Genomic DNA, 26,176 nt, shown 5'->3' with positions numbered 1-26,176 from the left:
CTGATCCGCATCACCCCCACACAAAATCTACCATTTATTTTACTTTATATTACCACGATATGTAATGCATGATTATCCCTACTATTGCAAATTGTTCTATTTTACTAGTTTTCTAGCTTCCATATAGTGCTAATTCCCCCTCTATACTTAAATCATAAACCACTGCAATGGAATGAAACGAATACAATATGAAAAGTGCAAAATTAGGATTAAAATCCGTCGTCTTTTACATCGTCCGATCTATTTCGGTCGTGTGATTTCTCTTGAGCGAATGACGAACAAGATACACAAACACCAGAATCGAAAGCGTAACGCTCACTGCACTGACAACAAACAGGAACGAATAGCTTGTATATTGCGATACCCAGCCGAGAATGATTGCACCGAGTCCAATTCCCAGATCGTTGGCCGTGGCCAAAGAAGCGTTCGCAATACCTTTGCGCTCGGGATGCGACAATCGAATCGTCGCAGACTGGAGAGCCGGCTGCGCAGAACCGAATCCGATTCCATACAGGATAGCCGATATTAATACGCCGACCAAACCGCTGGATAAGCTTAATGAGAGTAAAGCCAGGATGGTAATCACGAGCGCGGGCACAATCACCGCTACCTCGCCATACCGATCCGCGAGCTTGCCCGAAACAGGACGACTGAGCGCAAGCGTACCCGCGAAAGCCAAGAAAAACACCCCTGAATTCACCCTAATTGAATCCGCGAACAGCGGAATGAACGTGGTGATCCCCCCATAAGCGAAGAACATGAGAAAGACCGATGCAGAGATGGGCAAGATGGATTTTTCGAACAACTCGATTTTTTGCTTGCCTGATTGTGGTCGGAAAGGCATCTTCGCGCCAAATGTAAGGACGAGTGCAGCGACGGAGAGCATGACAGCAAGGTAGAACAATACTGAGTATGAGAAATCCTGTATAATCCATATACCCACCATGGGACCGAAAGCCATCGCCAACGTCATAGATGTACTGAACCATCCCATTCCTTCGCCACGGCGTGCAGCCGGAATCATATCCGTAACGGCGGTGTTGATGGCAGTTGACGAAACCGCCCAGCTTAGCCCGTGTAATACGCGAAGTCCCATAAGCGTGACGATTGCTCCGACCCAGTTGTATAAATACATCGCCGCCACGAATAGCAGCAATCCAGCCACGATAAACACTCTTCTACCGTAACGATCCAATAACCCGCCCACAATGGGGCGTACCAGTACAGATGTCAACATAAACACCCCCATCGATAGTCCAACCTGTGCTTCATTGCCACCCAACTGCTTGATGAACAGTGGAAGCGTTGGATAGAGCATATAGAAAGCATTAAATAAAAAAAGCGTCCCCACCGTCATCAATATGAATGACTTCGTCCACAGACGTTCCATCCCATCTTCTCCTTCCCTTCATTCCGACAGTGTCAGATTCAATACAAGTTGATTATCCAACACGTGTTTACTATTATAAAAAGTACGATGCGATCTTCAATGGTTATTTGAACGTCCTTTGTTGTTTATTGATCAATATCGTTAAATCTGTTGAATATGTAGAATTGGCGGTGAGCTTGCATATGACCAAAGTCGATCGGCGAATACTGAAAACCCAGGATGCGATCCAAACAGCAATGATCGAATTAATGTCGGAGAAACCGTTCGATGGCATTACCATCCAGGACATTTCCGACAAGGCCAACGTAAATAGAGGAACGGTCTATCTTCATTATCAAGACAAATATGACCTGCTGGATAAGCTCATAGAAGAACATATCAAGCAGATGCAGGAAATATGCACATGGGCTTGCGAAATGGATTGGAGTGAAGCCACTCAGGTTCTTTTCGAATATTTCGAGCGAAATTATTTATTCTTCGCAACGATGTTAGCAAGCAAAGGAGCCCCTTCATTTCGAAATCGATTTCAAGAGTTTCTAATCCAGGAATTTAAGGATGAAGTCGATATCTCTGAAGATAAGAATCGCGATTTGGATGAAGAGGTCATGTTGCGGTTTATGGCGACCGCTTACGCAGGTAGCGTGGAATGGTGGATTACCAATCAAATGCCTCATCCGCCGCAGGACATGGCCAACCAAGTCGGGATCCTGTTAAAACGGATCGTGGAAGTGGTTTAACTCGTCTCATTCATATATCAGTGGATAATGTGAGCGTTGTCGTTTATAATATTTATGGAATATAATCCCATTGAAAGGAGGTTTATCTATGAAGAAAAGTACCGTTGCATTACTTGCAGCTGTATTCCTCACATTGTCCTTATCTGCTTACTCATCTCCTGTTGCCGCAGCAGACGAACCAGGATTCAGCGTACTATCTGATCGTCAAACAGGCACGGTCAAACCGTAAAGTTACCTCAAGACGTACATACATGTTTTTTAACGCGGCAAAGAAGTCCCCGTCCTCTGAGGAGGATGGGGACTTCTTTGCGTGGATGGGAGAGAACAAGTATAACGAAAATGATATGAGGCTACACCGTCCGCGTATAGACGTCACTCAAGCGCCCAGGCTGATAATATGGATACTCCAGTTTGTTCTGTACTTGAATAACCGTTTCCGTACTCGTCAACATCTCTACCATGTACAGGCCCAGATCAATTGAAGCTGTAACGCCGCCACCCGTAATAACCGACCCATCCCGAACGACACGGGCTGGAATGACTTCCGAGCAGTATGGAGCCAATAAATCGTAGGCCGCCGCGTTTGTTGTCGCCTTCTTGCCTGCCAATACGCCGGCTGCTCCCCACAGCAAAGCACCGGTGCATACAGATACTTTATAAGGAACGTCTTTCGCGGTTCGAATCCATTGCATAAAATCTTCGTCATAGCGAAGCTTTCTTGTCGTCATCCCGCCTGGCAAAAACACTAAATCAAACGCTCCCAGATTCCGCAGCACCTCGTCCGCCTTCAACTTTAAGTGACGGTCATCCGTCACCTCCGCCTTATCGGCACAGAAGCTCCAGCTCACGTCTTCTTTGGCTTTCAATATGCCCAGCCAGGTAATGGCCTCATAGAATCCGGCAAGGTCCATCATTGTCATGCCGTCAAATAATACAAAACCGATTCGCATATGCTTGCCCCTCTCTATCGATTGGTCTCTTAAACTATGAAACTTAAACAATATTTGATATCATTTTTGATGAGATCAAGATGAAATTACAGGAGGGTGTTATATGAAAATAAATGTGCTGGATAAAGGATACGTTCGGCTTGTCGACCACATGGGTGGAGATTTATCCGTCGTGAATAGTGCCAGGGTATCTTATGCTAAAGAATCGCATGAACTGTCTCCCAATGATATCAAGCTAATCAAGTTTCTTGCCCGGGAAGATCATATGTCGCCATTTCGTCATGCGACAGTTCAATTCGAAGTATACAGCCCGCTGATGGTGGCACGGCAACACTGGAAGTATGTCGTTGGCAGCGACCATACGATGGATGCCTGGAATGAAGCCTCGCGCAGATACATAACGATAGATGTAGAGAACTACATACCGAACCCAAAGGACTGGAGAAGCAAACCAGAGAATTCCAAGCAAGGCAGTGGAGATCCCGTCTCGGAACCCATCGGTCACGAAGCAACCCAGCGCTTGCTTCGTCAAATCGAGCAAGGACTACAAGATTATGAGTGGGCTCTGGCGAATAACATTGCTCCCGAACAAGCACGCTTGCTTATTCCCTCGGCTTATGGCATGTATACCGCATATTATTGGACAGCTTCCCTTCAATCGGTGTGCCATTTCCTGAATCAAAGGCTTGCTCACGACTCGCAAGTCGAAATTCAGCTCTACGCCAAGGCCGTCTATGAATTAGTTAAGCCGTTATTCCCAGTATCCATTGACGAGTTGCTTAAGTCGCCAGTTACGGACGTATAACGATAGCACAAGAAGTCGCCGGTTTGGCGACTTCTATGCATTGTAAGTTGATATATGTATAAGTCAGTATTTCAGTCTCGAGCTTTCCGCTCTTTAATCTGCTCGATATGTCGTTGCTCGTGCAAGTACAGCAGTTCAATCCACTGATCCAATGGCAGATCACCGAACCTGGGATGACTTACAGCCAGTGCCTTCATTTTGGAGACATCCTCGATCTGATCTAGGACAGCCATGAATTTCTGTCTGGCGTTATGTAACAATGATATGATTTGAGATACTTGAAATGGTCCCGTATCCGGTTCGGCTATCGCAGGTGCTTGATATTTTACTGACAAATCAGACACGATTTCGATCGGCTTACGCTCCGTTTGGGATACGTTATTCTGTTTAAGTCCATGTAGGATAGCTTTTCTGAACAAGGTTTCCGTCTTCAATAGATGCTGGCTGATCTGGGCTATACTCCACGCATTAGGCTCCGATATACGATTAAATACATCATCATCGAGATATGAAATCTCCTGTAACAGAAGCTCTCTCGTTACGGTTAAATGGTGTCTATACTTATCCACATGATCCCCGCCTTTAGGCCAAAATTTTATTATGATCCCTCTGATTATATATGTAATTTAATGTTTTATTCTATATTTTTCTGAGATTTATGCCAATACATATAATGGCGCCGCTACCTTCATTCACGTAAAAATAAAAAGCCGCCAGTATGGCGACTTCACTCTCATATGTCTTTAATGGCTACGATCTGGATTCTGCTCGTATCGAGTACCCATCGACCCTCGTGATAGAGCTGCGGCTTGACCTGATCTTCAATGGCCTGATAGATCGCTATCTTCTCGGTGGAACTCAGATCAGGAAAAAAATAATGCGCAAAGCTGTCCATCCAATCCTTAACCCCCATATTCCCCTTCAATGCGGTTGGCTTGTCGAAGTGTTGCGCGAACACAACCCGAAATCCGGTCTGCTCCAGTAGACTGGCGTATTCACCGATGGTGGGATGATACCACGGATTGCGCCCTTTCCACTCGTAGCCTCTTGCTATCAGCTCCTGCTTCATCGCGGCGACAAGTACACCAACATTGCCATAGCCTGCAAATTCAGCCACAAACCGGCCGCCATCCCGCAGGGCGAGCCAGATCGATCTTGCAACTGCAGGAGCATCCTGAATCCAGTGCAAGACAGCATTGGAGAATACGGCATCATAGGGTACTTCGGTTCGGTAGTGACAAATATCCTTCATCTGAAAATCCAAGTGGGGATATTTCAGTCTCGCTCGTTCCAACATCTTCTCCGAGAGATCGATGCCCGTTGGCAATGCACCCGCAGATGCCATCCCTGCCATGTATTCTCCCATGCCACAACCTATATCAAGTATTCGTTCTTCCGGTTCTGGTTGCAACAAGGCCAAAATCCCTGAATCCAGCTTCGGAACCGAATTTGTATGTTGATGTTGCCTCATATATTGAATTCTCCCTCGAATAATTATAGACTTAACATATCTATAATATCTATAATGGGGTCTAACTGTCAAGTCAGTACTTTTTCCTGTTGCTGTTATACCAGCTCTTCCTGCAACTCTTCCTTTATCAATGGCATACCCGCTTCGACCAATCGTTTGTTACGATAGAAAATGATGGCAAGGATGAACATAAATACCCCGGTTCCGATCAACAGCCACTCGATCTGGACCACATCGGCAAGTGGGCCAAAGATCAGCATGCCGAGGGGCATCATGGACGTCGAGATCATACCAAAGACGCCGAAAATACGCCCAAGATAATTCGGATCCACCTTCTCTTGCAATAGAACCATTGTCGGTGTATTGAACATCGGCATCGCCACGCCGAACACTGCCATCACAGCCAAGTAAATCCAGAAGACAGGCACAACCCCGAGCGCGAATGTACATACACCCATGATGAGACTGGCAAACGTCATCGTATACACTTTATTATTAAAGCCGCCCCATGAAGCTATAATTGCCCCACCCGCCATCATACCGATCGAAAACGCAATCTCAATCGCGGTCAAACGCCATACATCATCTCCGAAGCTGCGAGTTACCTGTAGCGGAGTCAAAAAAGCAGCCGGTGCCATAAGCACAAAGAAAAATGCAAAGAAGATGAAAAAGGTTTTCAAGAAAGCATGTTGGCCGATGTATTGTAGCCCTTGCTTGAAGTCGTGTAGATACCCGGTGGTTTGGGTGTCTGCCGCTTTTTGATGCAGTGGAATTTTAAGAAAAAACAGCAAGGTAAAAATCGCGATCGCTGCCGTAACAACATCAATAAAAAAAATCATCTCAATGGTTGCCATTGTAAGCAGCGCTGCGCTAACTATCGGAGCAACAAACATGGTGAGTGCTTGTAAGCTGCCATTAATGCCGTTGACTCTCGTTAGCTTATCTTGCGGCACAATCTGGGGCAGAATTGCCCCGACTGCAGGGGTCTGGATACCTGCTCCGAGGGCGCGTACCGCAGCAATGACGAATAGCAACCATATCGCATCGTAACCGAGCAAGAACGTAATGGCCAGAATCAGCGTGACGACAGCAATCATCCCATCCGCAATCATAATCAGTTTCTTACGGTTGAAGCGGTCTGCCCATACACCTGCAAACGGTGATAACAGAAACGTTGGGATAAACCCGCAAATAATGTATAGTGTCATCATGATGCCTGACTGGGTTGAAAGCGTGATATACCACATGATGGAATACTGCACTAAAGCTGAACCAAACAGCGAGAGTGTCTGGCTGCTCATAAATAGGATGATGTCTCGTTTCCAATGCTCCATCTTACTATCCTCGTTTGCTGTCATCATTCTTTGTCCCTTCCGTTTAATTAACTGCTATTCAGTATTATGATCAATCCACCTATGGTATTCTTTGCGCGCGCGAACAGAGTTATCCTACCACGGGAAGTAACAACATAATTCTTATTGTTTGCTCCTTATAGAGACCATGAGAAAAAGGGAGCAGCGTATATGCTGCTTTTCGTGGCGTTCTTCGGAATTTAAGCGGGTTTCATTTCATAAAACCAACTTTAGTTGGTCGAAATAAACAGACAGCATGCTCTATGATAGATAGGACATTTTAAAGGGGGCGTGATATTTTTTCATGAATAGGATCTGGAAATGGATGTTAGCGTTCATGATCGTAGTGACGACCATCTCGGCGAAGCGGAGAGGGTTGAGGCTAGCGGGGACGTGTTCATTACCCACATTGCTGTAGGGCTTATGCATACGCTCGCACTTGATCGGGACAGAAATGTTTGGGCGTGGGGGTTGAATAATCACGGCCAACTTGGTGACGGGGGCACAACAGATCGGACTATGCCCGTACAAGTAACGGGATTAAACGACATTGTGGCAATTGCAGCTGGATATGGTAACTCTCTAGCGTTGAAGAGTGACGGAACTGTATGGGCCTGGGGCCTGAATGATCACGGCCAACTCGGAGACGGAACCACAACGAATCGTGACATCCCAGTACAAATCCAGCAAGTTGATGATGTCAAAGCAATTGCAATGGGAATTGTTCATTCCGTAGCATTGAAACAAGATGGCACGGTCTGGACTTGGGGCAGCAATCAATATGGCCAGCTCGGAGATGGGACGACGACAGAGCAATATACACCACAACAATTAATGGCATTAAGCAATGTGGATGCCATAGCGGCAAGCCATTATCGCTCTGCTGCGCTCAAGGATGATGGAAGATATGGGCTTGGGGGTCCAATATTCTCGGTCAACTCGGAAACGGGAATACTGATGATCAGAGCCTGCCCGTGCAGGTTATAGGATTAAATCAAGTTCGAACCATGGCCACGGGACCGACTCATTCCTTCGCTCAAAAGGAAGATGGCACTTTATGGGCTTGGGGTTCCAATCGAGAGGGAGAACTTGGGCTAGGAACTAGTACGAATTATGAAAGCACACCAACGGAAGTCAAGATATTAGATGGCATTGTCGAGGTTTCTTTGGGCACATACTCAACCTCCGTGTTAAAAAATGACGGGACGGTGTGGGAATGGGGAAATTATTTTTTATATCAAAATGGTCAAGAAATCCCGCAAAATCGACTGACTCCGTTTGAAGTAACAGGTCTGCGCGATGTAGTCGCCATTGACGCTGGGTCTGCTCATTCCGCAGCATTAAAAAACGATGGGACGGTGTGGACATGGGGCAACAATTATTATGGTCAACTGGGTGATGGATCAAATACGAGTCGAAACATCCCCTCCTCCAATCCCATCTTATTTCTAATTCCTCAGTTGGCGGGTCTCACCATTTCCAATGGCAACTTAACCCCCTCTTTTGCCTCCAACATCAACGATTATACGATAAACGTGAATAACGATATCAGCGAAATCACGGTTACGCCTTCGGGTGCGAACCCCATCGTTCAGGTAACAGCAAGCGTGTATGATCCAGCCGGAACGTTAGTCTCAGGACCGATTGGGCTGGCTAACGATACGGCATCCAGCCCGCTGCCGCTTGATGTGGGAACAAACCGGATCGAAATACGGTTGGAAGTGTCCAATGGGCCTTCGCAAACCTATACCATCGAAGCCACGCGGGCAGTCGCGTCATCACCACCGTCCATACCGTCGCCGCCTTCAGCGCCATCCACACCAACGCCAACGGCGCCCGTGCTCTCTGGCAATGCGCGACTAAGCGATATCCAATTGTCCAGCGGAAAGCTCGACCCGACGTTTTCTCCGTCGATCACAGAATATCGGGCAAGTGTGGCCCATGCTGTGGATTCGTTTGTTGTGACCCCGAAAGCGGAACAATCTCAGGCCACAACTCGAGTGAACGGCATGCTCGTATCGGGCGGTAAAGCAAGTGAGCCGATTGCGCTCAAGGTCGGTGAGACCGAAGTTGAAATCGAAGTGAAGGCCGCGAACGGAAGCGTGGTGAAATACCGAATCGTTGTAACGCGTGATCAGGCTCCCGTGGCGACCTGCGTTAACGAACATGTGCACATAACCGATCTTGCCCGCCACTGGGCCGAAGCTACGGTTAAGCAAGCCGTATGTGCTGGTGTAGCCGGCGGCTATCCTGATGAGACCTTTAAACCAAACGCGCCCGTCACGCGCTCGGAATTCCTGGTCATGCTGATGAATGTGATTGGAACGGAAGCAAGCAATGCAATCGCCACAGTTGAGTTTACCGATCACGATGCCATTGGAGCTTGGGCCGCGCCATCGATTGCCTATGCTTATCATGAGAGCATCGTCACAGGTTATCCGGACGGCACGTTCCGGCCAAATGCGCGCATTACGCGCGCGGAGCTGGTAGTCTTGGCAGCCAAAGCGTTTGGCGTGATGCCTCTAGCCAAGACGCCGGATTTACCGACGCTGCAAGCATACCGGCATGGGCGAAAGCTCGGCGGATGCCCTGAAGGAGTTGGGCATTGTGCAGGGACGTAATCAGGGCAATTTCGACCCTCGGGCGGAGGCGACTCGGGCGGAAGCTGTCTCGATTATTCTGAAATTGTTGGCTGTAACCAAAATCGAGTCATAGCACCATATATTGAAACCCGCAAATGGTGGGTTCTTTGGGCTTAGGACATTAGGATGAAGGTTCTCATTGCTATTAAATGTTAAAATAACAAGTGTTAAGTTAACTTAACTAATCGTAGCAGTTGGGAGGAAAGATATGAATAATGAGATTATCTCTTTAGAAGACATTACTCAGTTTCAATCGCCAACCGAGGAGTTCAACCCTTATGTGTGGTACAAACACAAACTGCAACATGAACCAATCAGCTACAACGAAGCCACGGACACCTGGAATGCCTTTCGTTACCAGGACGTGAAGAGAGTACTCAGCGACTATGAGCATTTCTCTAATGTCAGAACAAGAACAACGATTAGTGTTGGGGCCGATAACGATGAAGGCAAGCACATGGGCAAGTTCAACCTGATGACCGATCCACCGGAACATCGCAAGAGCCGCTCCTTGCTTGCGGCTGCATTCACCCCCCGCAGCTTGAAGCTGTGGGAGCCGCGTATTCAGGAGATCGTGAGCGAGCTGATCCAGGAGATAAAAGAAGCCGAACAGATCGATGTGGTGAAAGATTTTGCCAGTGCCCTGCCTACGATCGTGATCTCTGATTTGCTCGGCGTACCATGGAAGACCGGCTGTTGTTTCAGAAATGGGTATACGACCTGTTCCTCCCGATGCCCAAAGAGAATACAGAAAATGTACAGGAGATCAAACGCCAGGCCGCAAAAGCATACTATAGCTACCTCTTCCCTCATATCGTGCAAAAGAGGGCTAACCCGTCCGATGATATCATCTCGGATTTGATCCAAGCCGAGGTTGACGGAGAGCGCTTATCGGATGATGATATCGTACGTACCACGATGTTTATCTTAGGGGCTGGCATCGAGACCACGAGCCATCTATTAGCCAATACGTTCTATTCGTTCCTATATGATAATTCACAAATCTACGGCGAAGTACGTGCTAACCGTGAACTACTTCCCAACACCGTGGAAGAAATGCTTCGCTATCGGTTTAATATTGCCAAGATGGATCGGACGGTCAAGCAGGATAACAACCTGCTCGGGGTAGAACTGAAGAAAGGCGATGTGGTGGTCGCATGGATGAGTGCTGCGAACATGGATGAAGACGTATTCGACAATCCATTCACGCTCGATATCCATCGTCCTAACAATAAGCAGCATCTGACTTTCGGCAATGGACCCCATTTCTGCTTAGGTGCCCCGCTAGCAAGACTAGAAGCGAACATGGGGATCGGGATGTTTATGGATACTTTCTCTCGAATCGAACCCGTTCCCGGCTTTACGCTAGCGGATAATCTGACACCGTCCGCAGCAGGACAAATGCTGTCCTCCCTGCCAGTAAAGGTATATCGCTAGTTGTAACCGCAACCTCTCCGACACTCATTTCCCTTGAACTTAAAGAACCCTCGTTCATCGACGAATCGCCGATGAACGAGGGTTCTGCTACTTATACCATTTGATCTGGTTTAGGCGGCTCATATAGCCCGGAGCGAGCTTTGAACCAATTGAAGAGGTAGGTTGTGCAGACTTTAAGTACGGCATAACCAGGAACAGCCAACAGAATACCGACCACACCGAACAGATTCCCTGAAGTTAGAATAACGAAGATGATCGTGATCGGATGGATCTTGAGTGTCTTACCCATAATCTGAGGCGAGATGAATTTACCCTCGATCAATTGAACGATCGTCCAGACGGCAACCATTTTGAGCAGCATCACTGGAGAAGTGACCAAGGCCACAATCAGTGCAGGCGTAATGGCGATCGCAGGTCCCAGGTAAGGTACGACATTCGTAAACGCCGCGATAATAGCCAGGATTAATGCATAGTCCAAGCCAATGATCATGTAACCAATGTAAAGAAGAACACCAATGCAAAAGCTGACAATTATTTGTCCGCGGATGAAGGAGCTGATCTGATGATTGATATCACTCAGCACACGCAAAAGGCTGCCCCGACTGTTGGTAGGGAGAAAGGACAAGATTTTATGCGGCAGCTTCTTCCCATCTTTCAACATATAGAATAGCACGAACGGCACGGTAATAATCGATACCACCGTCTCAGTAAAAGCACCCAAAAAGCCCCCCACCCGGGTCCAGGTTTGATTCAATATCTCCGTTGCCTTTTGGGTGAGCGTGCTCCACCATTCTTGAGAATTAATGTTTATAGTTTCCTGAAGCTGACTAAACAGTTGACTCCCCGTAAGCTCCTCAAATTGCTGTTTCACGTTCTCGCTATACGTTGGGAAATTATGAATTAATCCCGTGATTTGATTACGCACAGCCGGAATGACGGCGATCACGACCACAGTCAGTATACCCGCAATAGCGAGATACAGGATCAGAATGGACCAGCCACGCTTGATTTTCCACTTCTCCATGACATCCACGAGGGGATTCAGCAGATAATACAAAATACCCGATAAAATGATGGGCAATACGATCGTCTTGATCAATACCGCAAGCGGGTGCAATACGAACGAGATCTTGCTCATCACCAAGATGTTAAGACCGACAAGCAACAGGACAAGCAACACTAAGACAAACTTGTTGTTGAGAAAAAATCGTTTGAACCGATCAGGCCATATACGAGGTTGCTCCATGAATCTTCTCCTTCACTTATGTATCTCTATTCCTTTATTAAATCATTATACAATAAATGAAAATGAAAGATAAAATATTGCCGATGATCTGATGCCAGAACGAATGAAACACTCACCTTTATGTAAGTACCTGTAAAAAAAGTGCGTACTTACATCGCAGCAAATCAATCTCTATACTCGATACATACAACATGCATAGGGAGGATTTATCCATGAATACCACAACGCTCGTCATTGTAACTCACCCCCATCTTGAAACATCCATCATCAATAAACGATGGGTCGAAGAACTCCGGAAATATCCGCAGAAGTATACAGTCCACGAGTTGCATAAGGCGTATCCGGATGGAAACATCGACGTCGAGCAGGAACACCGCTTAATCGAATCGCATGAGCAACTTGTGCTGCAGTTTCCGATTTATTGGTTTAGCTGCCCTCCCCTGCTCAAACAATGGCTGGATGATGTTTTTACTTATGGCTGGTCCCATGGTTCTGAAGGAGATAAGTTGACCAATCGGAAGATTGCTCTAGCCGTATCCACCGGAATCAAACGAGAAGATTACGCCGAGGATGGAAGATATCGCTACACGCTGGGGCATTTATTATCGCCCTTCGAGACCACCTTTCGCTACTGTAGTGCGGATTATCGTTCGTTCTTTGCATTCTATGGTCAAGAAAATGCGCCTGGAGAACATGTACCGGGGGCAGAGGAAGAACCAGCAAAGAGCAAGCTCGAAGTCAGTGCGCTGGAATATTTGCAGTTTATCGACAACCTGTGAAGCCTCTATAATGCACAAAAGAAGTATTTCCTTGTCCAGGAAATACTTCTTCCGTCTTCGAACGGGCCTATCGCTCTACAGCCTTCAGATCAGGCAAGCTGTTCTTCTCTCCCCATTAACACATCATATGCAACAGGGAGAAAAGCCTATGCCGTAGCCCAGACGTCCTTAACATATTGACCTGTTGACTCCAAACGGGTCAGCCAGGCCCCTGATTCATTCTCAGTCACTCCGTGTTTATCCTGATAGGCATTGACCAATGTTCGTTCCACATCCGGTGCCATCTGGGAGCCGTCTCCGCAAATATACAGGCGTGCACCTGTTTCGAGCAAGGATAACAGTTCCTCTGCATCCTCCTTCATTAAATGCTGGACATAACATTTCGGAGTTCCATCCAACCTCGAGAAAGCGGTTCGTAAGGACACGAGACCCTCTTCAGTGGCCTGCTCCAATTCCTCCCGATAAATATAATCCTGCTCCGGATTACGGCAACCAAAGTACAGATGGGCTGCTCCAAGCTTCTTGCCTTCCCCCCGCAGCGAACGTCTCGCTTGAATGAACCCTCTAAAAGGTGCGACTCCGGTTCCTGGTCCAACCATGATGATCGGGGTTGCAGGGTCTTCCGGTAGCTCGAACCCTGATTCTGGGGAACGGACAAACATCGTCACTTCTGCACCTGTCTCCAGTTGGGCTAAATAGTTGGAGGCGACTCCGCGGTACTCACCTTGTCCACTCCAAGCCTTCTCCCTGACGACACTAACGGTGATGCTGGCTCGGTCCGGCTTATGCTTGGCGAGCTGGAAATTGAATAGTATCTCGGTTTTAAAGCTGGCAATAACGCAAGGAATCGTTCGAACGGCAATTCGCAAGCTTCATATCGTTCCAACAAGTCAAGCATCGTAATCCGCTTGGCTCGCACCTCACTTAGATAAGCTTCCTCCTCAAGCAGATCCAGTAACGCCTGGGCATGCGGCGGACATACCGTACAATCAGCCATCTCCCGAATTTGAGCGCGCGTGGCCGGTTCCTGCAGTTCGACACTGCGATACAATAGATCATCCAGACGAACTGGGACACCGACAGGAAGATGAGCGCTGCTTCGTCCTTCAGTAGCGAGGATGAAATGGGCAGCAGCCTGGAGCTTAAACCTGTGCAGCACACGTCCAACAAGCTTTTCCGAATTGATCGGAAGGATCCCCATATGATCCCCTTCTCGATATTCCGTCCCCTCCGGAAGCGAAATTTCGATATGCTGTGTCATACGACCACTATTCGCATGCTGTAAATTTCGGGTTAACATGATGTGGCCAATTGCGGCTTGATACGTTTCTGCTAAGGGTACAGCGGCTACGCCATGGACGTAGCGGACAGATAGAGTGCTTCGCTTCGTACCCGTATCGGCAACGAGCGGCAATCCGAGCGCTTGCAGCAGATCTGGCCATAAATGCTCCGTCCATGCATCGACTTCGCGTTCAAAATCACCGCTTGCATCGCTTTCCCCGCGTGCAAGCAATCGCTGAGCTCCTTTGGAAGCCATCCATTCGTCAATCATACGAGGGATTCGTTGATATGTGCTTGCCCAGTTATGATCCCCGCAGCCGAATACCGCATAGCGAACCCCTTGAATCTCATGTTCTTCTGCATGCTCCAACCATTCCATGAAAGCTCTGGCATTGGAAGGCGGCTGACCGTTGTAAGAGGCACTAACGATCACAACGACCCCTTCTTGCGGAAGCTTGCCAGCATAATCATCCAATGCTCCCACCTGACTGCTGAAGCCCTGATACTTTGCAACATCAGCCACTTCTCTGGCAATTCCTTCTGCAGTACCTAGATTAGATCCATACAGCGCGAGTAGCGGCGTGTTATGGTTGTTCGTTGCGTCTGTCTCCTGACGTCTTGCACGTTCTTCCTGCTCTTTCTCGGGTGTAGCCGAAATTCCGGGTACCACACGGGCGGCATCTCCTTGACGATGGCGCACCTGTATGCGGAAACCCTCCGGCTTCAAGGTCAGCGTCTCTTTGACTTGCAGTTCATATCCTTGATGATCGATCAACTCAAAATATTTGAGAACCATCCCTAACACCAAAGTGGCCTCCTGCATAGCGAACTGCTGACCGATATAAGCCCGCTGTCCATTACCGAACGGCTTGTATGCGTCATGTGGAATCTTGCTTGGGTCTTCAAAACGCTCAGGTATGAAAGCTTCCGCATCCTCTCCCCACACACGCTGGTCCCTGTGGAGTCCGGGGATCAGTACCGTTACGCTGTCCCCTTTCTTAATCGGATAGGTACCTCCGATATCCGTGTCTTCTCTCGCATACAACGAGAATGCGGGTGCCGTTGGCCACAATCGAAGCGACTCGTTCAGAACCATCCGCACGTATTTCAAATCCCGTACTTGTTGATACGTTGGTACAGGGTCTTTAAGAACACGATCGACCTCATGCACCGCTTTGCGAAGTTTATCCGGGTGGTTCATCAGATAATAGATCGCGAAAGACAACAGACCGCTGGTCGTCTCATGCCCCGCGATGAGGAACGTGATCATTTGATAGCGGATGTTCTCATGATCCAGACCCTCCCCGTTATCGGGATCTACCCCATCCAACATGTGGGCAAGCAAATCTCCATCCTCCCCGCTATGTGCCTTACGTTCTTCAATCAACGTATCCACAAGATCGAACATCGTTTGGATGTCTTCCTGGAATTGACGCTTCTTCCGAACCATGAACAAGTCCTGAATACCCAGTCGGTGAAGTTGATTCATACCTTCATCAAGCGCACCGACCATACTGTCGATAAAGGGGTGATAGTCTTCACGATAAAAGCTGTTAAAGCGGTAATTGAATCCACACAAACCGATCGTATCCAGGGTTAAGCGAGTCATATCTGCTGGAACGTCAACCGTATCATCCGGATTTAACCGCGCCCATTTCTGGATGAGCTGCATGGCGATATCGATCATCTTCGTATGATAATTCTGCATCGCGCGCTGGCTGAAGCTTGATAGCAAGATGTTGTGCGCCTTTTTCCAGTTGGGCTCTTGCGTCGCGCTCGTAAACAGACCATCCCCTGCAAACGGCCGAACATTCTGCAGCGGAGCCCAGACCCGTTTATCAAAGCGCTTCTCGTCACACGCATCCTTCACGTATTCATGTCCGGAAATGTACAATTCCTTGCGTCCTCCGGGAAACTGAAATTGAAAAATCGGTCCTATCTCTGAAGCCACCTTCACAAGCGATTGTACCGGAGCATCCGTGTCCATCAGTGGCAGATTTCCCAGAGGACCGAAGGTTTTAGGTTGTGGTGGCACCTTTGCCATAGGTGTTGTCATTTATTTTCCCTCCATATCCTTATTTCTCTCTGTTAATACGAATTGACCAATATCGTAATATGGTCAATTTATGATAAAAAAAGAGGATCTGACGGCAACATCGTTTGTTCTTTTAACCATGCTGTCTCATCCTTGCTTTTACCCTACCACGATTAAATAGCCCCGTATATCAGTCGGAGGTCTATAATTAATTTCTGCGCGTATTACTTTTCAACCAATCAAACGCACTGATTAAAACTTTTGAACCATGCCAATATGAGGAAAGATTCCATACAAAAAACGACAGTCGCTGCTGCGACTGCCGTTACATTCATATTGAATCAAGCTCATTGTCTTTCCATGACGGCGAAATATTGGTCTTCATCATCGGCAAAGTTAAAGACTTTGCCCGAAGGCATATTGATCATTTCACCAAGCTTGACGTTGTTACTAGATAATCGGCTATACAGCTCATCGATATTGGCAGTGAAGAACATTAAGGACGGAGTGCCCAAGCTAACTCCAGGCGACATTTTGGCAACCATTTCTTTATTGTGCAGAACGATGCTCGTTTGCGCGTCGTCGCTCGGAGCAACCTCGATCCATCGCATTCCTTGTCCGTTATTCTCCTCAGACACGATTCGAAACCCGAGCTTTTCCGTCCAGAAATTGACGGCTGCATCCTGATCATTCACATACACCATAATTTGACCAACTTTACCGATCATAACTCTTTCGCTCCCTTAATTAAATTCAGAATGGAATTCTTATCTATCATAACACGAAAGAGATATTCTAAACCTGCCGGCTCCTTTATTTCAACGTAAAGTTTCCTGAGCCTGTGCGTACCTTGAGTAATGCCTCGCCAGCACCAAACATTCCCTTCAACCGTTTACCGTTCTGGTCATTCACTTCAGATTGGAAGCCGTCCCATTCCACACTTCCTCTGCCGGAGCCTCCTTGGTAGTCCACCTCTAATGAAGAAGGCATTTGAACCAAGTCGATGGTTACCTTACCGCTTCCAGCTTGAATATCCGTGTTATGCGCGAGATCTTCTGTGACGATCAGGATGTCACCTGAACCGCTTTTCCCTTGCAGTTCCGATGCTCCGCTATCCAGCTCAACATTACCACTACCATTTTGGAAACTTAGAGAGGCAGCCGTATATTGTTCTGCTCTAATATTACCAGAACCTGCCTTCAACATGATCGATTCCGCTCGGATCTCTTCAATCGACATATTACCGCTGCCCGTGTAGACCTGAAGCTTATCACCACTCACATGCGTTAAACGGACGTTACCACTTGACGCTTTCACTTCAATCTGATCACCCAGTAACTGAGCTATATCAATATTGCCGCTTCCGCTCTCAATTACCGCGGTTTTCCATTGCTTCTCGGGCATTTCCAATATCATTTCAACGTTTCTGATCTGCACGCCCAGATTGATGCCCTGCGGGTAATCAACGCCCAGAACAAGGGTGTCCCCGCGAGGTTCCGCCTTAAGCTTTATTTGCTCTGCTAGATTCGTACTTGCCTTTCCTTGCAGGCTAACTTTGATTTGGTCGGAGTTGCCTTGGATGACATTCACATTGGTACTTCCCGTATGCAACTGCAGTTGCTGGAAATCTTCGGCCGGGAATACTTCTTCATCATTGATCTCTTCCATATTGAGAATATTTCCTAATTGAATGCCTGAGAAATATTTCGTTGGATTTAAGGTGAATATTAACAACAGCACACCCACAATAACGATTAACCAACCTGTGCTTTTCCGCATATCCATTCTCCATTCTTCCATCATCCTGATAGTTTTTACCATCCGCTTCCATCTTCGGAGTCCTGTTCAGTATAGCATCGCTGGAAAGCTTTAGCATTGGCCCCGCGAATGAGATTACATCCCAGACTTAGGTCCAGTATGTCTTGTATGTAAACAGAAAAAGCCGCCTTAAAGCAGCCACAAATATGAAATAGGGCCAGCCCCCATTCAACGGACGCTGACCTCCTATTATTATGAACGATCATATGATGTTTCTCTATCTTGAGACCTCAAGAAATACGTGAGCTGTTCATTCATGAATTCCGGCGTGTGCTTATACCCATCTTCATTCCATTGGATAATTAAGCCCATAATCGCATTAGCCTGGTATGCAATCAACCATGACAACTCATGTATATCCGAACGATGTTTCAATGAGCTTTCCAGCATAAGAGCCTTTATTTTCTCAAGTAATGAATAGTAGTAGGACAACGAAGATTTCTTATCAAATACGATTTCATAGAAAGATTGATATTTCTTCACGTGATGAAAAATCCGGATTGTGGATGGATCGAGATCATTTGGTATTAATAAAGACACGTGTCGGTATGGCTCATAGTACGATTCTTCCAAATCCTTAAGCAAATAATTGAGATGCTCGTCAAATAAGGTCCCGATGTCTTTGTAATGCAGATAAAAAGTCCCCCTGTTAACGCTTGCCTCTCTGCATAGCGCGGATACGGAAATGGACTCCAGGGCATTCGTCTTCAATAAGGCTACGAGCGCTTGATGTAAGGCTGTTTTAGTCTTGATGACTCTTTGATCCTGATCATTCATGTCCCATGCACTCCCTGATATATATTACCCACTCTTCGTTTAATGAACGGTTTTTATTCTTTGTGTTCAATTACTAGATTTATGAAGAGTATTATATAATGCGTGCCGCAAAAAGTATACTTCAAAATCAATAAAATAAAAAAAGTTGCGAGCATCGAATCTGCTTGCAACTTTTGATAGTTGTGATATTAGTATGAATAAAGTTTGTTAGAAACCAGCGGTCCATCCGCCATCAGCGGATACGACGGTGCCGTTCACAAAGCTGGATTCATCCGAAGCCAGGAACAACGCAACCTGGGCGATCTCTTCAGGTTGTCCAACACGCGGAATGACGCCTTGGGTTACCTTCGTGCGGGATGCACCAAATTCGTCCACATTCTTAATCGAAGCGGAAATGTTCGTCATTGTTGCGCCAGGTGCGATCGCATTACAGCGAATCCCTTTTTGTGCGTACATAAATCCTGTGTTTTTGGTAATACCGATCACAGCGTGTTTCGACGCCGTATAAGCAGCGCCTGCATGCGCTCCACTAAAACCACCTGTTGAAGCGGTATTAACGATAACGCCATTACCTTTTTCCAGGAAGATCGGAATGGCCTTGCGAATGGCACGCATAACGGCCTTGGTATTTACATCGAATATCAGATCCCATCTTTCATCCTCTACCTCACCGATCGCTGCCATATTATCCATAATGCCCGCGTTGTTCACTAGAATGTCGAGTGTTCCGTAAGTATTGACGGCTGTATCAATCATCGTATTGATATCGCCTGAATCCGCAACATTGGTCTTAACGGCTACTGCCTCGCCACCAGCAGCTTTAATCCCGTCAGCAACCGCTTGCGCACCTTCGATATTAAGATCAGATACGACAACCTTTGCCCCTTCTGTTGCATACAATTCAGCTATCGCTTTACCCATGCCTGATGCAGCACCAGTCACGACGGCTACTTTATCCTTCAAACGCATGACAAATCCCTCCATACATTTATTGAACAACTGTTCATTTAAATTATAGTGAATTGCAGGAGCCTTTGTCAAATGAATTGATCACAAAAAAAACCGCGATCATTCGCGGTTTTTTAGTCATGAGTTGCCCCTAGAACCAGCGGCTTAAATCCGGATACCCGCTCGTATTCCATGCGCCATCCACTAGCAAGCTGGCCCCGGATACGTACGCTGCATCACTACTAGCCAAAAATAATGCCGGACCTGTCATTTCTTCAGGAACAGCTGCCCGATTCATTGGAATTCGCTCCATATAGGCGGCGCGAATCTCTTCGCTGCTGAGCAGTCCGGAGGTTAGCGGCGTCTCAATCAATCCCGGTAGAATGGCATTCACGCGGATGTTGTTGCGAGCCATTTCCAGCGCGCCGTTGCGTGTCAGCATTTCCACGCCAGCTTTGGCTGAGGCATAAGCCGAACCCGCATACATCGGAACGTGGGCATTGAGTGAAGCCACATTGACGATAGCTCCTCCACCCTGTTTCATCATCTGCTTGGCTTCGTGTTTCATGCTTAAGAATACGCCTTTCAAGCATAAATCAACGGTAAAATCCCAATCTGCTTCCGATAGCTCCGTTATCGTCCCTGACTTGGAAGCTCCCGCTACATTAAAGGCGATATCCAAACCGCCGAATTTCTCTACCGCATCTTGAACAAGTTTAGCCACTTGATCTTCTTGCGTGACATTGGCCGTTACGCCCAAGAAACGCTCACCAAGGGCCTTCTGCATATCATGCAAGCGTTCCTGATTCAGGTCTGCTGCTACGACATACGCGCCTTCCCTTACGAGACGCTCTGCAATGGCATGTCCGATGCCGGACGCTCCCCCCGTAACAATCGCTACCTTATCTTGAAAACGAGTGACAGTCATATCCTTAGTCTCCCTTCCAACATGATATCGCTTACTTCATTATTGTACATCCGCCCTTACTTTATGTATATTTAAGTTAAATTAAGTTACTATTAAATTAATTAATGACTGGGGCAGGCAGATGAATATTGAACATATGAAGTACGTAGTCGAGGTCGCAAGGACCGAATCGATCACGATGGCTGCTGCGAACTTGTCGGTTACCCAATCCACAATAAGCCAAGCGATCACCAAGCTGGAAGAACTGCTTGATATCAAGCTCTTCCTTCGTACAAGGAGAGGCGCTTATCTGATCTCGGAATGTAGTCCCATTATCGACAAAATGAAGGATATACTGAACAGCACTCTGGCGATTAAAGAAATTGCGGATTATATGGGAGAAAAGGGTAAGGAAGAGCTTCGGTTATCGGTCATTCCTGGTGGACTCCCGTCTGTAATCCAATCCATCTCCTCCATGAAAAACTCTTATCCTGAGCTCAAATTTCAGCTCTCGGAACAGGAATCCCGAATCATCGTGCAGGAAGTACGCGAAGAGGAAATCGATTTTGGATTAGTTGCCATTGCTGCCGATGATATCGACACGCAGTTAAACGGCCTCTTGTTTCATTCGATCGAACGAGGTAAATTATTTGCATGTGTAAGCAAGGAGAACAAGCTGTCCAATAAGAAGAAAATTAAACTTGAGGATTTAGAGGGACAAACTTTTGTTGTCTTTAACGATGAATTTGCCGATCCTTTCATTGAACAGTTAACTCACGCAGGCACGCAGGTGCATGTACTGTTTCGCAGCTGCAACTCTGAGGCGATCGGAGCTGCGCTAGTCCAATTGGATGCCGTTACGATTGGTCATGAATACTCGTTCCGCAATCACCTGGCCAATCACAATGATTTCGTATCGATCGATATCGATATGCCGCAGAGAGACATCGTGATTGGCTGGGTGATGAAAGAATCCATGTCGATGGATTCAACGGTGAAACGTTTTATGGATAGATATCATTCATTGTTTATGGACACGAGGAGCTGAGTACTGTTTACTTATTAGTTACTCTTGCATTACTTGCCTCTATCTTCTTCTCTAGCTCTCTGAGAAACACTTCTTCATCGATGGGTAAATCGACGGTCTCACCCAGCCAACTGGATAAGTGCATGGCATTGGATAGCATGAGACTGCGAATCCCTTCCTCCCCGTCTGCAATCAACGCCGTTCCGTCCAGCACCGAGTTCGCAAACGATTGGATGACGCCCATATGCTGGCTGTTGTCCCCTTCCACGGGTACATGACTTACATCAACGGTAGGTTGTGCGAAGCCATCCTTCGATTCGTAACAATATTGGCGCTCACTCTGGCTGAGCTTGTGCAGAGTCAGCGTATTGTTCTCGCATACCAGCTTGCCGAACTCCAGCGTGATCTCGAGACGATTCGTGCCGGGTAAATCCCCTGTCGTCGTTACGAATACTCCCGTTGAACCGTTCTCGAATTCCAGGTACGCGGTTACATCGTCCTCCACCTCGATATCATGCCATTTCCCTTCATGGCAAAAAGCTCGGACCTTCGTTGGCATGCCGCATATCCATTGAAGCAGGTCAATGTTATGCGGGCATTGGTTAATAAGCACCCCGCCGCCTTCTCCGGCCCAAGTTGCACGCCAGCTGCCTGAATCGTAATACGCCTGCGTTCTGTACCAGTCGGTAATGATCCAATTGACGCGCTTAATTGCTCCAAGCTCTCCGCCCTGAATCATATCATGCATCTTCCGGTACAACGGGTTGGTTCTTTGATTAAACATCATGCCGAATACAACGCCGCTGTCGCGCGCTTTATCGTTCATCGCCCTTACTTGCTTCGTATATACGCCTGCAGGCTTCTCGCATAGTACATGCAATCCTTTGCTGAATGCTGCTATCGCCAGCTCCGGATGATCATAATGAGGGGTTGCTATAATGACCGCATCGCAAAGTCCGCTGTCCATCATCTCATGCGGCGATGCGAAGAAGCCGACGGTATCGGGCAAGTAAGATCGGGAAGCCGCAAGCCGCTGGCCGTCGTTTTCCGACACGGCCGTTAAGATGACTTCCGGCACCGTACCTTGAGCTAATTTCTTTGCATGGTCCGAGCCCATGTTACCCATGCCAATAATGCCAATACGTAATGTTTTCATAATATAGCTCCTGTCTCCTTAGCGGTAGCCGAGCGTGGCCAGATTCTGATAGCTTGTCGACAGACAATCGAACGGACTGGTTAAACATACATCCTGTTCAACAAGCAAATATTTGGTGTTGGCGCGTTCGAGTGCTGCCATAATCGCACGAAAGTTCATATTCCCTTCCATTACCGGCGCCATACGCTGCTCGGAACCGATCACGGCCATATCCTTCAAGTGCACGCAATGAAGACGATCTTGCAAGATGTCGATCCATTCGCATACATCCGCGCCAGCCGCCTGCACCCAGTACGTATCGAGCGTAACGCCCATCTCCTCAGGCGAGAAGTCTTCCATTAGGCGTTCTATCATCCGCTTGCCGCCCATCTTCTCGAATTCGAAATGATGATTATGGTACATGAACAGCTTACCTGCCTGAGCGATCCGCCCAGCCGCTTCACTGAAATCCGCTGCGAAATACGAATACCATTTCGGATCGCGATATTTATCCGGCATCGCTCCGAGTCCAATATATTGACAGCCTAATATATCGTGCTCCTCGATCACTCGCTCCGTATCGTTCAGGATACGATCTGGATTCGTGTGCGTCAGCACAATCTCTAACGATAATTCATCGCATAGCGCTCGTAATCGCTCTGGCTTTATCGGACCTATCGCTGATACCTGTATGGATGTATAGCCAATAGCAGCAATTTTTTGCAATGTCCGTTCAATGTCCCGTTCTGTCTGCAGAAATGATCGCACGGTATACAATTGAGCTCCTAAACGCATGAATGATAGCACCTCCCTGTATTTATCATGGCTTAACTCTCTTTCAGTATAGGGATTTCCTGCGGAAGTTCCATTGCAAATCAGAGCTAAGATATTGTAAATATAGCGATCATCTCATACACTAAGTGGGTATTCTTAGAGGAGGTTTATCCATGCAGCTCATCAACATCCATACGGACGCTTTAATCCTTCATCACGCCGTAGATCAGCAAATGACGGACCAGCATGCTATACATTGTCATAATTTTTATGAGATCTTTTACTTTATATCGGGGGATGTCAGTTATCTTGTGGAGGGTAAACGCTATGTATTAGAGCCGCATAGTCTTCTGCTTATTGCCCCTCATGTATTTCATGGTGTCCGAATTGAAAGTGATCTGCCGTATGAACGCATCTCGCTTCATTTCGTGCCGGGATTTCTGCCGCCGGAGAATCAGTCGCTATTGTTATCTCCGTTCCATGCCGATCCGCCTACGACTGGCATCTATTACACGGATAACGGTGATCAAATGATGTATCCCTTCTTCAAACAATTGATGGCAGCCCGTCTCGCCGATGAATCGATTCGGGATCTGTCCCTTCGCGTGCGTCTGGAAGCACTGTTATCACAAGTCCTGATGAGCCGTTATTCCCTGGCCGGTCCTACCGACCACGATACGACGACGAGAACCGTCGCAAGGGTTATTCAATATTTGAACGACCATATCACCGAATCCATAACCTTGGATCACTTGTCTGACAAGTTCTTTGTCAGCAAACACCATCTCAACAAAATATTTCGTACGGCAACCGGTTCAACGGTCTGGAATTATGTCATACATAAGCGTATCGTCATGGCACAGAATCTGATGATGCAGGGTCAATCCGCCACCTCCGCCGCCTCTGCGGTTGGCTTTCAGGATTACTCTTCATTCTATCGTTCTTACAAAAAGGTGCTCGGACACGCTCCTTCTGTTAAGCAGGCGCCAATATTGCTCGGTTAGAGGAGTAGAACAAACAACCCCGTCTTTCGGCAAATCACCGATGGACGGGGCTGTGATAACAAGGTCTTATATCACTTCAATGGCTCCTCGCAAATCATAATCTTGTAGATTGATATCCAGCGGCATTTCTAGCGCCAGTTTGGCCAATTGGTACCCGATATATGGCCCCATGGTCAGACCGGATGCACCTAATCCATTCGCTGTTATCAATCCTTCCCAGCCTGGAACGGTTCCGATGACGGGAAGAAATCCCGGTGTGAACGGTCGAAACCCGACCCGGACTTCTTGAAAGGTGCTATTCGCAAGCCCTGGTGCTAATTCCAGCCCTTTGTTCAGAACTTCATGCATCCCCCCGGCAGTTACCCGGGTATCGTAGCCGACAACGTCATTCTCATGGGTCGCGCCGATCACAACCTTCTGTTGATCAAATGCCAGCAAATATTGATCCGTTGGCGGCATGATCACCGGCCACTTCCCTGTATCTTCCTGATCATGAAGCAGCAGATGCATGATTTGCGCTTTCTGATATCGAACCTTGAAGTTCAGACCTAAAGGTTCAAACAAGGCGTTCGCCCATGCACCGGCACTAACGATAACCACATCCGATAAGATGTGCTCAGCACCGACCGTTACGCCGATTACTTGATGTGAATCATACAATAGCGCAGCATCACCTTGGATGTAGTTGGCTCCATTTCGCCGGGCTGCCCGCAGCAACGCGTCGCGAAGCGCCCGACCATCAATGCGTGCGGCACCGCTGATGAATACGGATGAATAACCTTCCCCCAATATAGGGAAATACGCATTGGTTTCGGTTTCGCCCAGTCGTATGATCTCCCCGATCTCCGGCGCATCCTCTTTACGCAGCACCGCTCGTTCTTCCATCTTCCGGACCTTATCCGCATCTTGATGAATGCTCAGGGCGCCAACCTGTGCATATCCTGTTTCTGTCTCCCCTTCGTTAACCAGTTCATCTATTAATCCCGGATAGAAGCTGGCACCAGCCTTCGCTAACCGATACCATGCCTGATTGCGTCTCTGAGACAGCCACGGACAAATGATCCCGGCAGCAGCATCGGTAGCTTGTCCCTGGTCTTGTCGGTCAACAATAACAACTTCTGCTCCAAGTTTCGTTAATTGGTACGCCGTGGAGGCACCTAGTATTCCCGCTCCAATAACAACTATTTTCTTCATGCATACATCCCTCTCTTCAATCACTTCATCCATTATAACGAAGAAAACTGGAAAGTAGAAAGATCACAGAACGTTCACTTATGAAGAGCGACTTCAATACGCTTTAGGATTTATGACAGCCTACGTGCTGGAATCATTCGTGGTTGAACCCGTTGCGAAGAACCTCGCTTTTTCCTTGCCTTATGATAAATCCAAAAAGGTGCTCGTGGTTTTGTCCATGGCCCTTTGCATGGTGACAGGCATGGTATTCTGTATGTCCTGGTACGGCTTGCTGTTTACCTACTTGTCCAATGGACTGAATGGAATGTCGTTATTGGAGAGCTATTTCGCTGTATTTATTAAAAATTACGTGCTTGCCCTTCCATTTCAGCTCATCCTAGGCGTACAGAAAAGAGAGGGTATCTCTTAAGATCTTCAGATCTTAAGAGATACCCTCTTGCTGCTGGGAGACGCCCCGCGTACGAATC

Annotated in this window: 24 protein-coding genes and 2 pseudogenes; 11 read left to right on the top strand and 15 right to left on the bottom strand. The window is 47.4% G+C overall.

Annotated elements, in window-relative coordinates:
- Positions 1-226: 226 nt before the first annotated feature.
- Complete coding sequence (locus JCM10914_RS15825; RefSeq protein ID WP_023962731.1) at positions 227-1,390, bottom strand: MFS transporter; 1,164 nt, start codon at positions 1,388-1,390, stop codon at positions 227-229.
- A 182-nt stretch (positions 1,391-1,572) separates the two neighbouring features.
- Here JCM10914_RS15825 and JCM10914_RS15820 point away from each other — a divergent pair, with 182 nt between their 5' ends.
- Together JCM10914_RS15820 and JCM10914_RS28930 are read left to right on the top strand one after the other, a co-directional pair.
- A complete protein-coding gene (locus JCM10914_RS15820; protein ID WP_023962729.1) occupies positions 1,573-2,127 on the top strand; it encodes a TetR/AcrR family transcriptional regulator in 555 nt (184 codons plus the stop codon).
- An 88-nt stretch (positions 2,128-2,215) separates the two neighbouring features.
- Positions 2,216-2,356 (top strand): hypothetical protein, encoded by a 141-nt coding sequence (locus JCM10914_RS28930; protein WP_156332325.1) that lies wholly within the window; start codon positions 2,216-2,218, stop codon positions 2,354-2,356.
- Between the two features lie 121 nt (positions 2,357-2,477).
- On the opposite strand, the gene JCM10914_RS15815 is transcribed toward JCM10914_RS28930, so the two are convergent.
- Positions 2,478-3,077 carry a DJ-1/PfpI family protein gene (locus tag JCM10914_RS15815; RefSeq protein WP_023962727.1) on the bottom strand — a complete coding sequence of 200 codons (600 nt, stop codon included), beginning with the start codon at positions 3,075-3,077 and terminating at the stop codon, positions 2,478-2,480.
- 103 nt (positions 3,078-3,180) lie between these two features.
- On the opposite strand from JCM10914_RS15815, the gene thyX reads away from it, so the two are divergent.
- Positions 3,181-3,882, top strand: a complete 702-nt coding sequence (gene thyX, locus JCM10914_RS15810) for an FAD-dependent thymidylate synthase (protein WP_023962725.1) — start codon at positions 3,181-3,183, stop codon at positions 3,880-3,882.
- Between the two features lie 71 nt (positions 3,883-3,953).
- Here thyX and JCM10914_RS15805 read toward each other — a convergent pair whose 3' ends face one another.
- The 3 genes from JCM10914_RS15805 to JCM10914_RS15795 all read right to left on the bottom strand — a co-directional run bounded on the left by JCM10914_RS15805 (position 3,954) and on the right by JCM10914_RS15795 (position 6,714).
- Positions 3,954-4,451 carry a DinB family protein gene (locus tag JCM10914_RS15805; RefSeq protein WP_023962723.1) on the bottom strand — a complete coding sequence of 166 codons (498 nt, stop codon included), beginning with the start codon at positions 4,449-4,451 and terminating at the stop codon, positions 3,954-3,956.
- A gap of 164 nt (positions 4,452-4,615) precedes the next feature.
- Positions 4,616-5,353 carry a trans-aconitate 2-methyltransferase gene (locus JCM10914_RS15800; RefSeq protein ID WP_023962721.1) on the bottom strand — a complete coding sequence of 246 codons (738 nt, stop codon included), beginning with the start codon at positions 5,351-5,353 and terminating at the stop codon, positions 4,616-4,618.
- A gap of 95 nt (positions 5,354-5,448) precedes the next feature.
- Positions 5,449-6,714 carry an MFS transporter gene (locus tag JCM10914_RS15795; protein WP_370570260.1) on the bottom strand — a complete coding sequence of 422 codons (1,266 nt, stop codon included), beginning with the start codon at positions 6,712-6,714 and terminating at the stop codon, positions 5,449-5,451.
- 312 nt (positions 6,715-7,026) lie between these two features.
- Between JCM10914_RS15795 and JCM10914_RS15790 the strand changes: the two genes are divergently transcribed.
- The 4 genes and pseudogenes from JCM10914_RS15790 to JCM10914_RS15780 all read left to right on the top strand — a co-directional run bounded on the left by JCM10914_RS15790 (position 7,027) and on the right by JCM10914_RS15780 (position 10,784).
- Positions 7,027-7,692 (top strand): hypothetical protein, encoded by a 666-nt coding sequence (locus tag JCM10914_RS15790; protein WP_052019837.1) that lies wholly within the window; start codon positions 7,027-7,029, stop codon positions 7,690-7,692.
- Complete coding sequence (locus JCM10914_RS15785; protein ID WP_370570261.1) at positions 7,611-9,326, top strand: cadherin-like beta sandwich domain-containing protein; 1,716 nt, start codon at positions 7,611-7,613, stop codon at positions 9,324-9,326. The genes JCM10914_RS15790 and JCM10914_RS15785 overlap by 82 nt, the downstream gene beginning before the upstream one ends.
- Positions 9,313-9,420 (top strand): hypothetical protein, encoded by a 108-nt coding sequence (locus JCM10914_RS31895; RefSeq protein WP_158442473.1) that lies wholly within the window; start codon positions 9,313-9,315, stop codon positions 9,418-9,420. The genes JCM10914_RS15785 and JCM10914_RS31895 overlap by 14 nt, the downstream gene beginning before the upstream one ends.
- 135 nt (positions 9,421-9,555) lie before the next feature.
- Positions 9,556-10,784, top strand: a pseudogene (locus JCM10914_RS15780) (cytochrome P450).
- A 91-nt stretch (positions 10,785-10,875) separates the two neighbouring features.
- Here the strand turns inward: JCM10914_RS15780 and JCM10914_RS15775 are convergent.
- Complete coding sequence (locus tag JCM10914_RS15775) at positions 10,876-12,030, bottom strand: AI-2E family transporter (protein ID WP_023962709.1); 1,155 nt, start codon at positions 12,028-12,030, stop codon at positions 10,876-10,878.
- A gap of 212 nt (positions 12,031-12,242) precedes the next feature.
- On the opposite strand from JCM10914_RS15775, the gene JCM10914_RS15770 reads away from it, so the two are divergent.
- Entirely contained in the window at positions 12,243-12,809 is a 567-nt protein-coding gene (locus JCM10914_RS15770) for an NAD(P)H-dependent oxidoreductase (RefSeq protein WP_023962707.1), read from the top strand.
- Between the two features lie 146 nt (positions 12,810-12,955).
- On the opposite strand, the pseudogene JCM10914_RS15765 reads toward JCM10914_RS15770, so the two are convergent.
- From JCM10914_RS15765 to JCM10914_RS15735, 6 genes and pseudogenes are all read right to left on the bottom strand, one after another.
- A pseudogene (locus JCM10914_RS15765) lies at positions 12,956-16,146 on the bottom strand (bifunctional cytochrome P450/NADPH--P450 reductase).
- A gap of 326 nt (positions 16,147-16,472) precedes the next feature.
- A complete protein-coding gene (locus JCM10914_RS15760; RefSeq protein ID WP_023962701.1) occupies positions 16,473-16,853 on the bottom strand; it encodes a VOC family protein in 381 nt (126 codons plus the stop codon).
- Positions 16,854-16,938: 85 nt separating this feature from the next.
- The gene (locus JCM10914_RS15755) at positions 16,939-17,904 is read right to left on the bottom strand and encodes a DUF4097 family beta strand repeat-containing protein (protein WP_023962699.1); all 966 of its coding nucleotides are present in this window, start codon (positions 17,902-17,904) and stop codon (positions 16,939-16,941) included.
- Positions 17,905-18,135: 231 nt separating this feature from the next.
- Positions 18,136-18,720, bottom strand: a complete 585-nt coding sequence (locus tag JCM10914_RS15745; protein WP_023962696.1) for a TetR/AcrR family transcriptional regulator — start codon at positions 18,718-18,720, stop codon at positions 18,136-18,138.
- Positions 18,721-18,927: 207 nt separating this feature from the next.
- Complete coding sequence (locus JCM10914_RS15740) at positions 18,928-19,689, bottom strand: SDR family oxidoreductase (RefSeq protein ID WP_023962694.1); 762 nt, start codon at positions 19,687-19,689, stop codon at positions 18,928-18,930.
- Between the two features lie 130 nt (positions 19,690-19,819).
- Positions 19,820-20,596, bottom strand: a complete 777-nt coding sequence (locus JCM10914_RS15735; protein ID WP_023962692.1) for an SDR family NAD(P)-dependent oxidoreductase — start codon at positions 20,594-20,596, stop codon at positions 19,820-19,822.
- Positions 20,597-20,717: 121 nt separating this feature from the next.
- Here JCM10914_RS15735 and JCM10914_RS15730 point away from each other — a divergent pair, with 121 nt between their 5' ends.
- Positions 20,718-21,623, top strand: coding sequence for a LysR family transcriptional regulator (locus tag JCM10914_RS15730; RefSeq protein WP_023962690.1), 906 nt, complete (start codon positions 20,718-20,720; stop codon positions 21,621-21,623).
- 7 nt (positions 21,624-21,630) lie between these two features.
- On the opposite strand, the gene JCM10914_RS15725 is transcribed toward JCM10914_RS15730, so the two are convergent.
- Together JCM10914_RS15725 and JCM10914_RS15720 are read right to left on the bottom strand one after the other, a co-directional pair.
- Positions 21,631-22,758: a Gfo/Idh/MocA family protein gene (locus tag JCM10914_RS15725; protein ID WP_023962688.1), complete on the bottom strand. Its 1,128-nt coding sequence runs from the start codon at positions 22,756-22,758 to the stop codon at positions 21,631-21,633.
- An 18-nt stretch (positions 22,759-22,776) separates the two neighbouring features.
- Positions 22,777-23,532 carry a sugar phosphate isomerase/epimerase gene (locus tag JCM10914_RS15720; protein WP_036718492.1) on the bottom strand — a complete coding sequence of 252 codons (756 nt, stop codon included), beginning with the start codon at positions 23,530-23,532 and terminating at the stop codon, positions 22,777-22,779.
- A gap of 152 nt (positions 23,533-23,684) precedes the next feature.
- Here JCM10914_RS15720 and JCM10914_RS15715 point away from each other — a divergent pair, with 152 nt between their 5' ends.
- Entirely contained in the window at positions 23,685-24,515 is an 831-nt protein-coding gene (locus JCM10914_RS15715; RefSeq protein WP_023962684.1) for an AraC family transcriptional regulator, read from the top strand.
- Positions 24,516-24,581: 66 nt separating this feature from the next.
- Here the strand turns inward: JCM10914_RS15715 and JCM10914_RS15710 are convergent, their stop codons facing one another.
- Positions 24,582-25,709 (bottom strand): FAD-binding oxidoreductase, encoded by a 1,128-nt coding sequence (locus JCM10914_RS15710; protein ID WP_036718489.1) that lies wholly within the window; start codon positions 25,707-25,709, stop codon positions 24,582-24,584.
- Positions 25,710-25,833: 124 nt separating this feature from the next.
- Between JCM10914_RS15710 and JCM10914_RS15705 the strand changes: the two genes are divergently transcribed.
- The gene (locus JCM10914_RS15705) at positions 25,834-26,118 is read left to right on the top strand and encodes a hypothetical protein (RefSeq protein WP_148300220.1); all 285 of its coding nucleotides are present in this window, start codon (positions 25,834-25,836) and stop codon (positions 26,116-26,118) included.
- Positions 26,119-26,176: the final 58 nt, after the last annotated feature.

This window comes from Paenibacillus sp. JCM 10914 (assembly GCF_001315105.1).
Taxonomy (GTDB): domain Bacteria; phylum Bacillota; class Bacilli; order Paenibacillales; family Paenibacillaceae; genus Paenibacillus_AQ.
This window is presented reverse-complemented; position numbering and strand designations above follow the sequence as displayed.

Excerpts from the sequence above, each read along its gene's own strand:
- JCM10914_RS15745 (WP_023962696.1), bottom strand. The coding sequence starts at position 18,720 with ATGAATGATCAGGATCAAAGAGTCATCAAGACTAAAACAGCCTTACAT.
- JCM10914_RS15790 (WP_052019837.1), top strand. The coding sequence starts at position 7,027 with ATGGATGTTAGCGTTCATGATCGTAGTGACGACCATCTCGGCGAAGCG.
- JCM10914_RS15730 (WP_023962690.1), top strand. The coding sequence starts at position 20,718 with ATGAATATTGAACATATGAAGTACGTAGTCGAGGTCGCAAGGACCGAA.
- JCM10914_RS15770 (WP_023962707.1), top strand. The coding sequence starts at position 12,243 with ATGAATACCACAACGCTCGTCATTGTAACTCACCCCCATCTTGAAACA.
- JCM10914_RS15735 (WP_023962692.1), bottom strand. The coding sequence starts at position 20,596 with ATGACTGTCACTCGTTTTCAAGATAAGGTAGCGATTGTTACGGGGGGA.
- JCM10914_RS15800 (WP_023962721.1), bottom strand. The coding sequence starts at position 5,353 with ATGAGGCAACATCAACATACAAATTCGGTTCCGAAGCTGGATTCAGGG.
- thyX (WP_023962725.1), top strand. The coding sequence starts at position 3,181 with ATGAAAATAAATGTGCTGGATAAAGGATACGTTCGGCTTGTCGACCAC.
- JCM10914_RS15715 (WP_023962684.1), top strand. The coding sequence starts at position 23,685 with ATGCAGCTCATCAACATCCATACGGACGCTTTAATCCTTCATCACGCC.
- JCM10914_RS15820 (WP_023962729.1), top strand. The coding sequence starts at position 1,573 with ATGACCAAAGTCGATCGGCGAATACTGAAAACCCAGGATGCGATCCAA.
- JCM10914_RS15755 (WP_023962699.1), bottom strand. The coding sequence starts at position 17,904 with ATGCGGAAAAGCACAGGTTGGTTAATCGTTATTGTGGGTGTGCTGTTG.
- JCM10914_RS15795 (WP_370570260.1), bottom strand. The coding sequence starts at position 6,714 with ATGATGACAGCAAACGAGGATAGTAAGATGGAGCATTGGAAACGAGAC.
- JCM10914_RS15760 (WP_023962701.1), bottom strand. The coding sequence starts at position 16,853 with ATGATCGGTAAAGTTGGTCAAATTATGGTGTATGTGAATGATCAGGAT.
- JCM10914_RS15825 (WP_023962731.1), bottom strand. The coding sequence starts at position 1,390 with ATGGAACGTCTGTGGACGAAGTCATTCATATTGATGACGGTGGGGACG.
- JCM10914_RS15815 (WP_023962727.1), bottom strand. The coding sequence starts at position 3,077 with ATGCGAATCGGTTTTGTATTATTTGACGGCATGACAATGATGGACCTT.
- JCM10914_RS28930 (WP_156332325.1), top strand. The coding sequence starts at position 2,216 with ATGAAGAAAAGTACCGTTGCATTACTTGCAGCTGTATTCCTCACATTG.
- JCM10914_RS15740 (WP_023962694.1), bottom strand. The coding sequence starts at position 19,689 with ATGCGTTTGAAGGATAAAGTAGCCGTCGTGACTGGTGCTGCATCAGGC.
- JCM10914_RS15710 (WP_036718489.1), bottom strand. The coding sequence starts at position 25,709 with ATGAAGAAAATAGTTGTTATTGGAGCGGGAATACTAGGTGCCTCCACG.
- JCM10914_RS15775 (WP_023962709.1), bottom strand. The coding sequence starts at position 12,030 with ATGGAGCAACCTCGTATATGGCCTGATCGGTTCAAACGATTTTTTCTC.
- JCM10914_RS15725 (WP_023962688.1), bottom strand. The coding sequence starts at position 22,758 with ATGAAAACATTACGTATTGGCATTATTGGCATGGGTAACATGGGCTCG.
- JCM10914_RS15720 (WP_036718492.1), bottom strand. The coding sequence starts at position 23,532 with ATGCGTTTAGGAGCTCAATTGTATACCGTGCGATCATTTCTGCAGACA.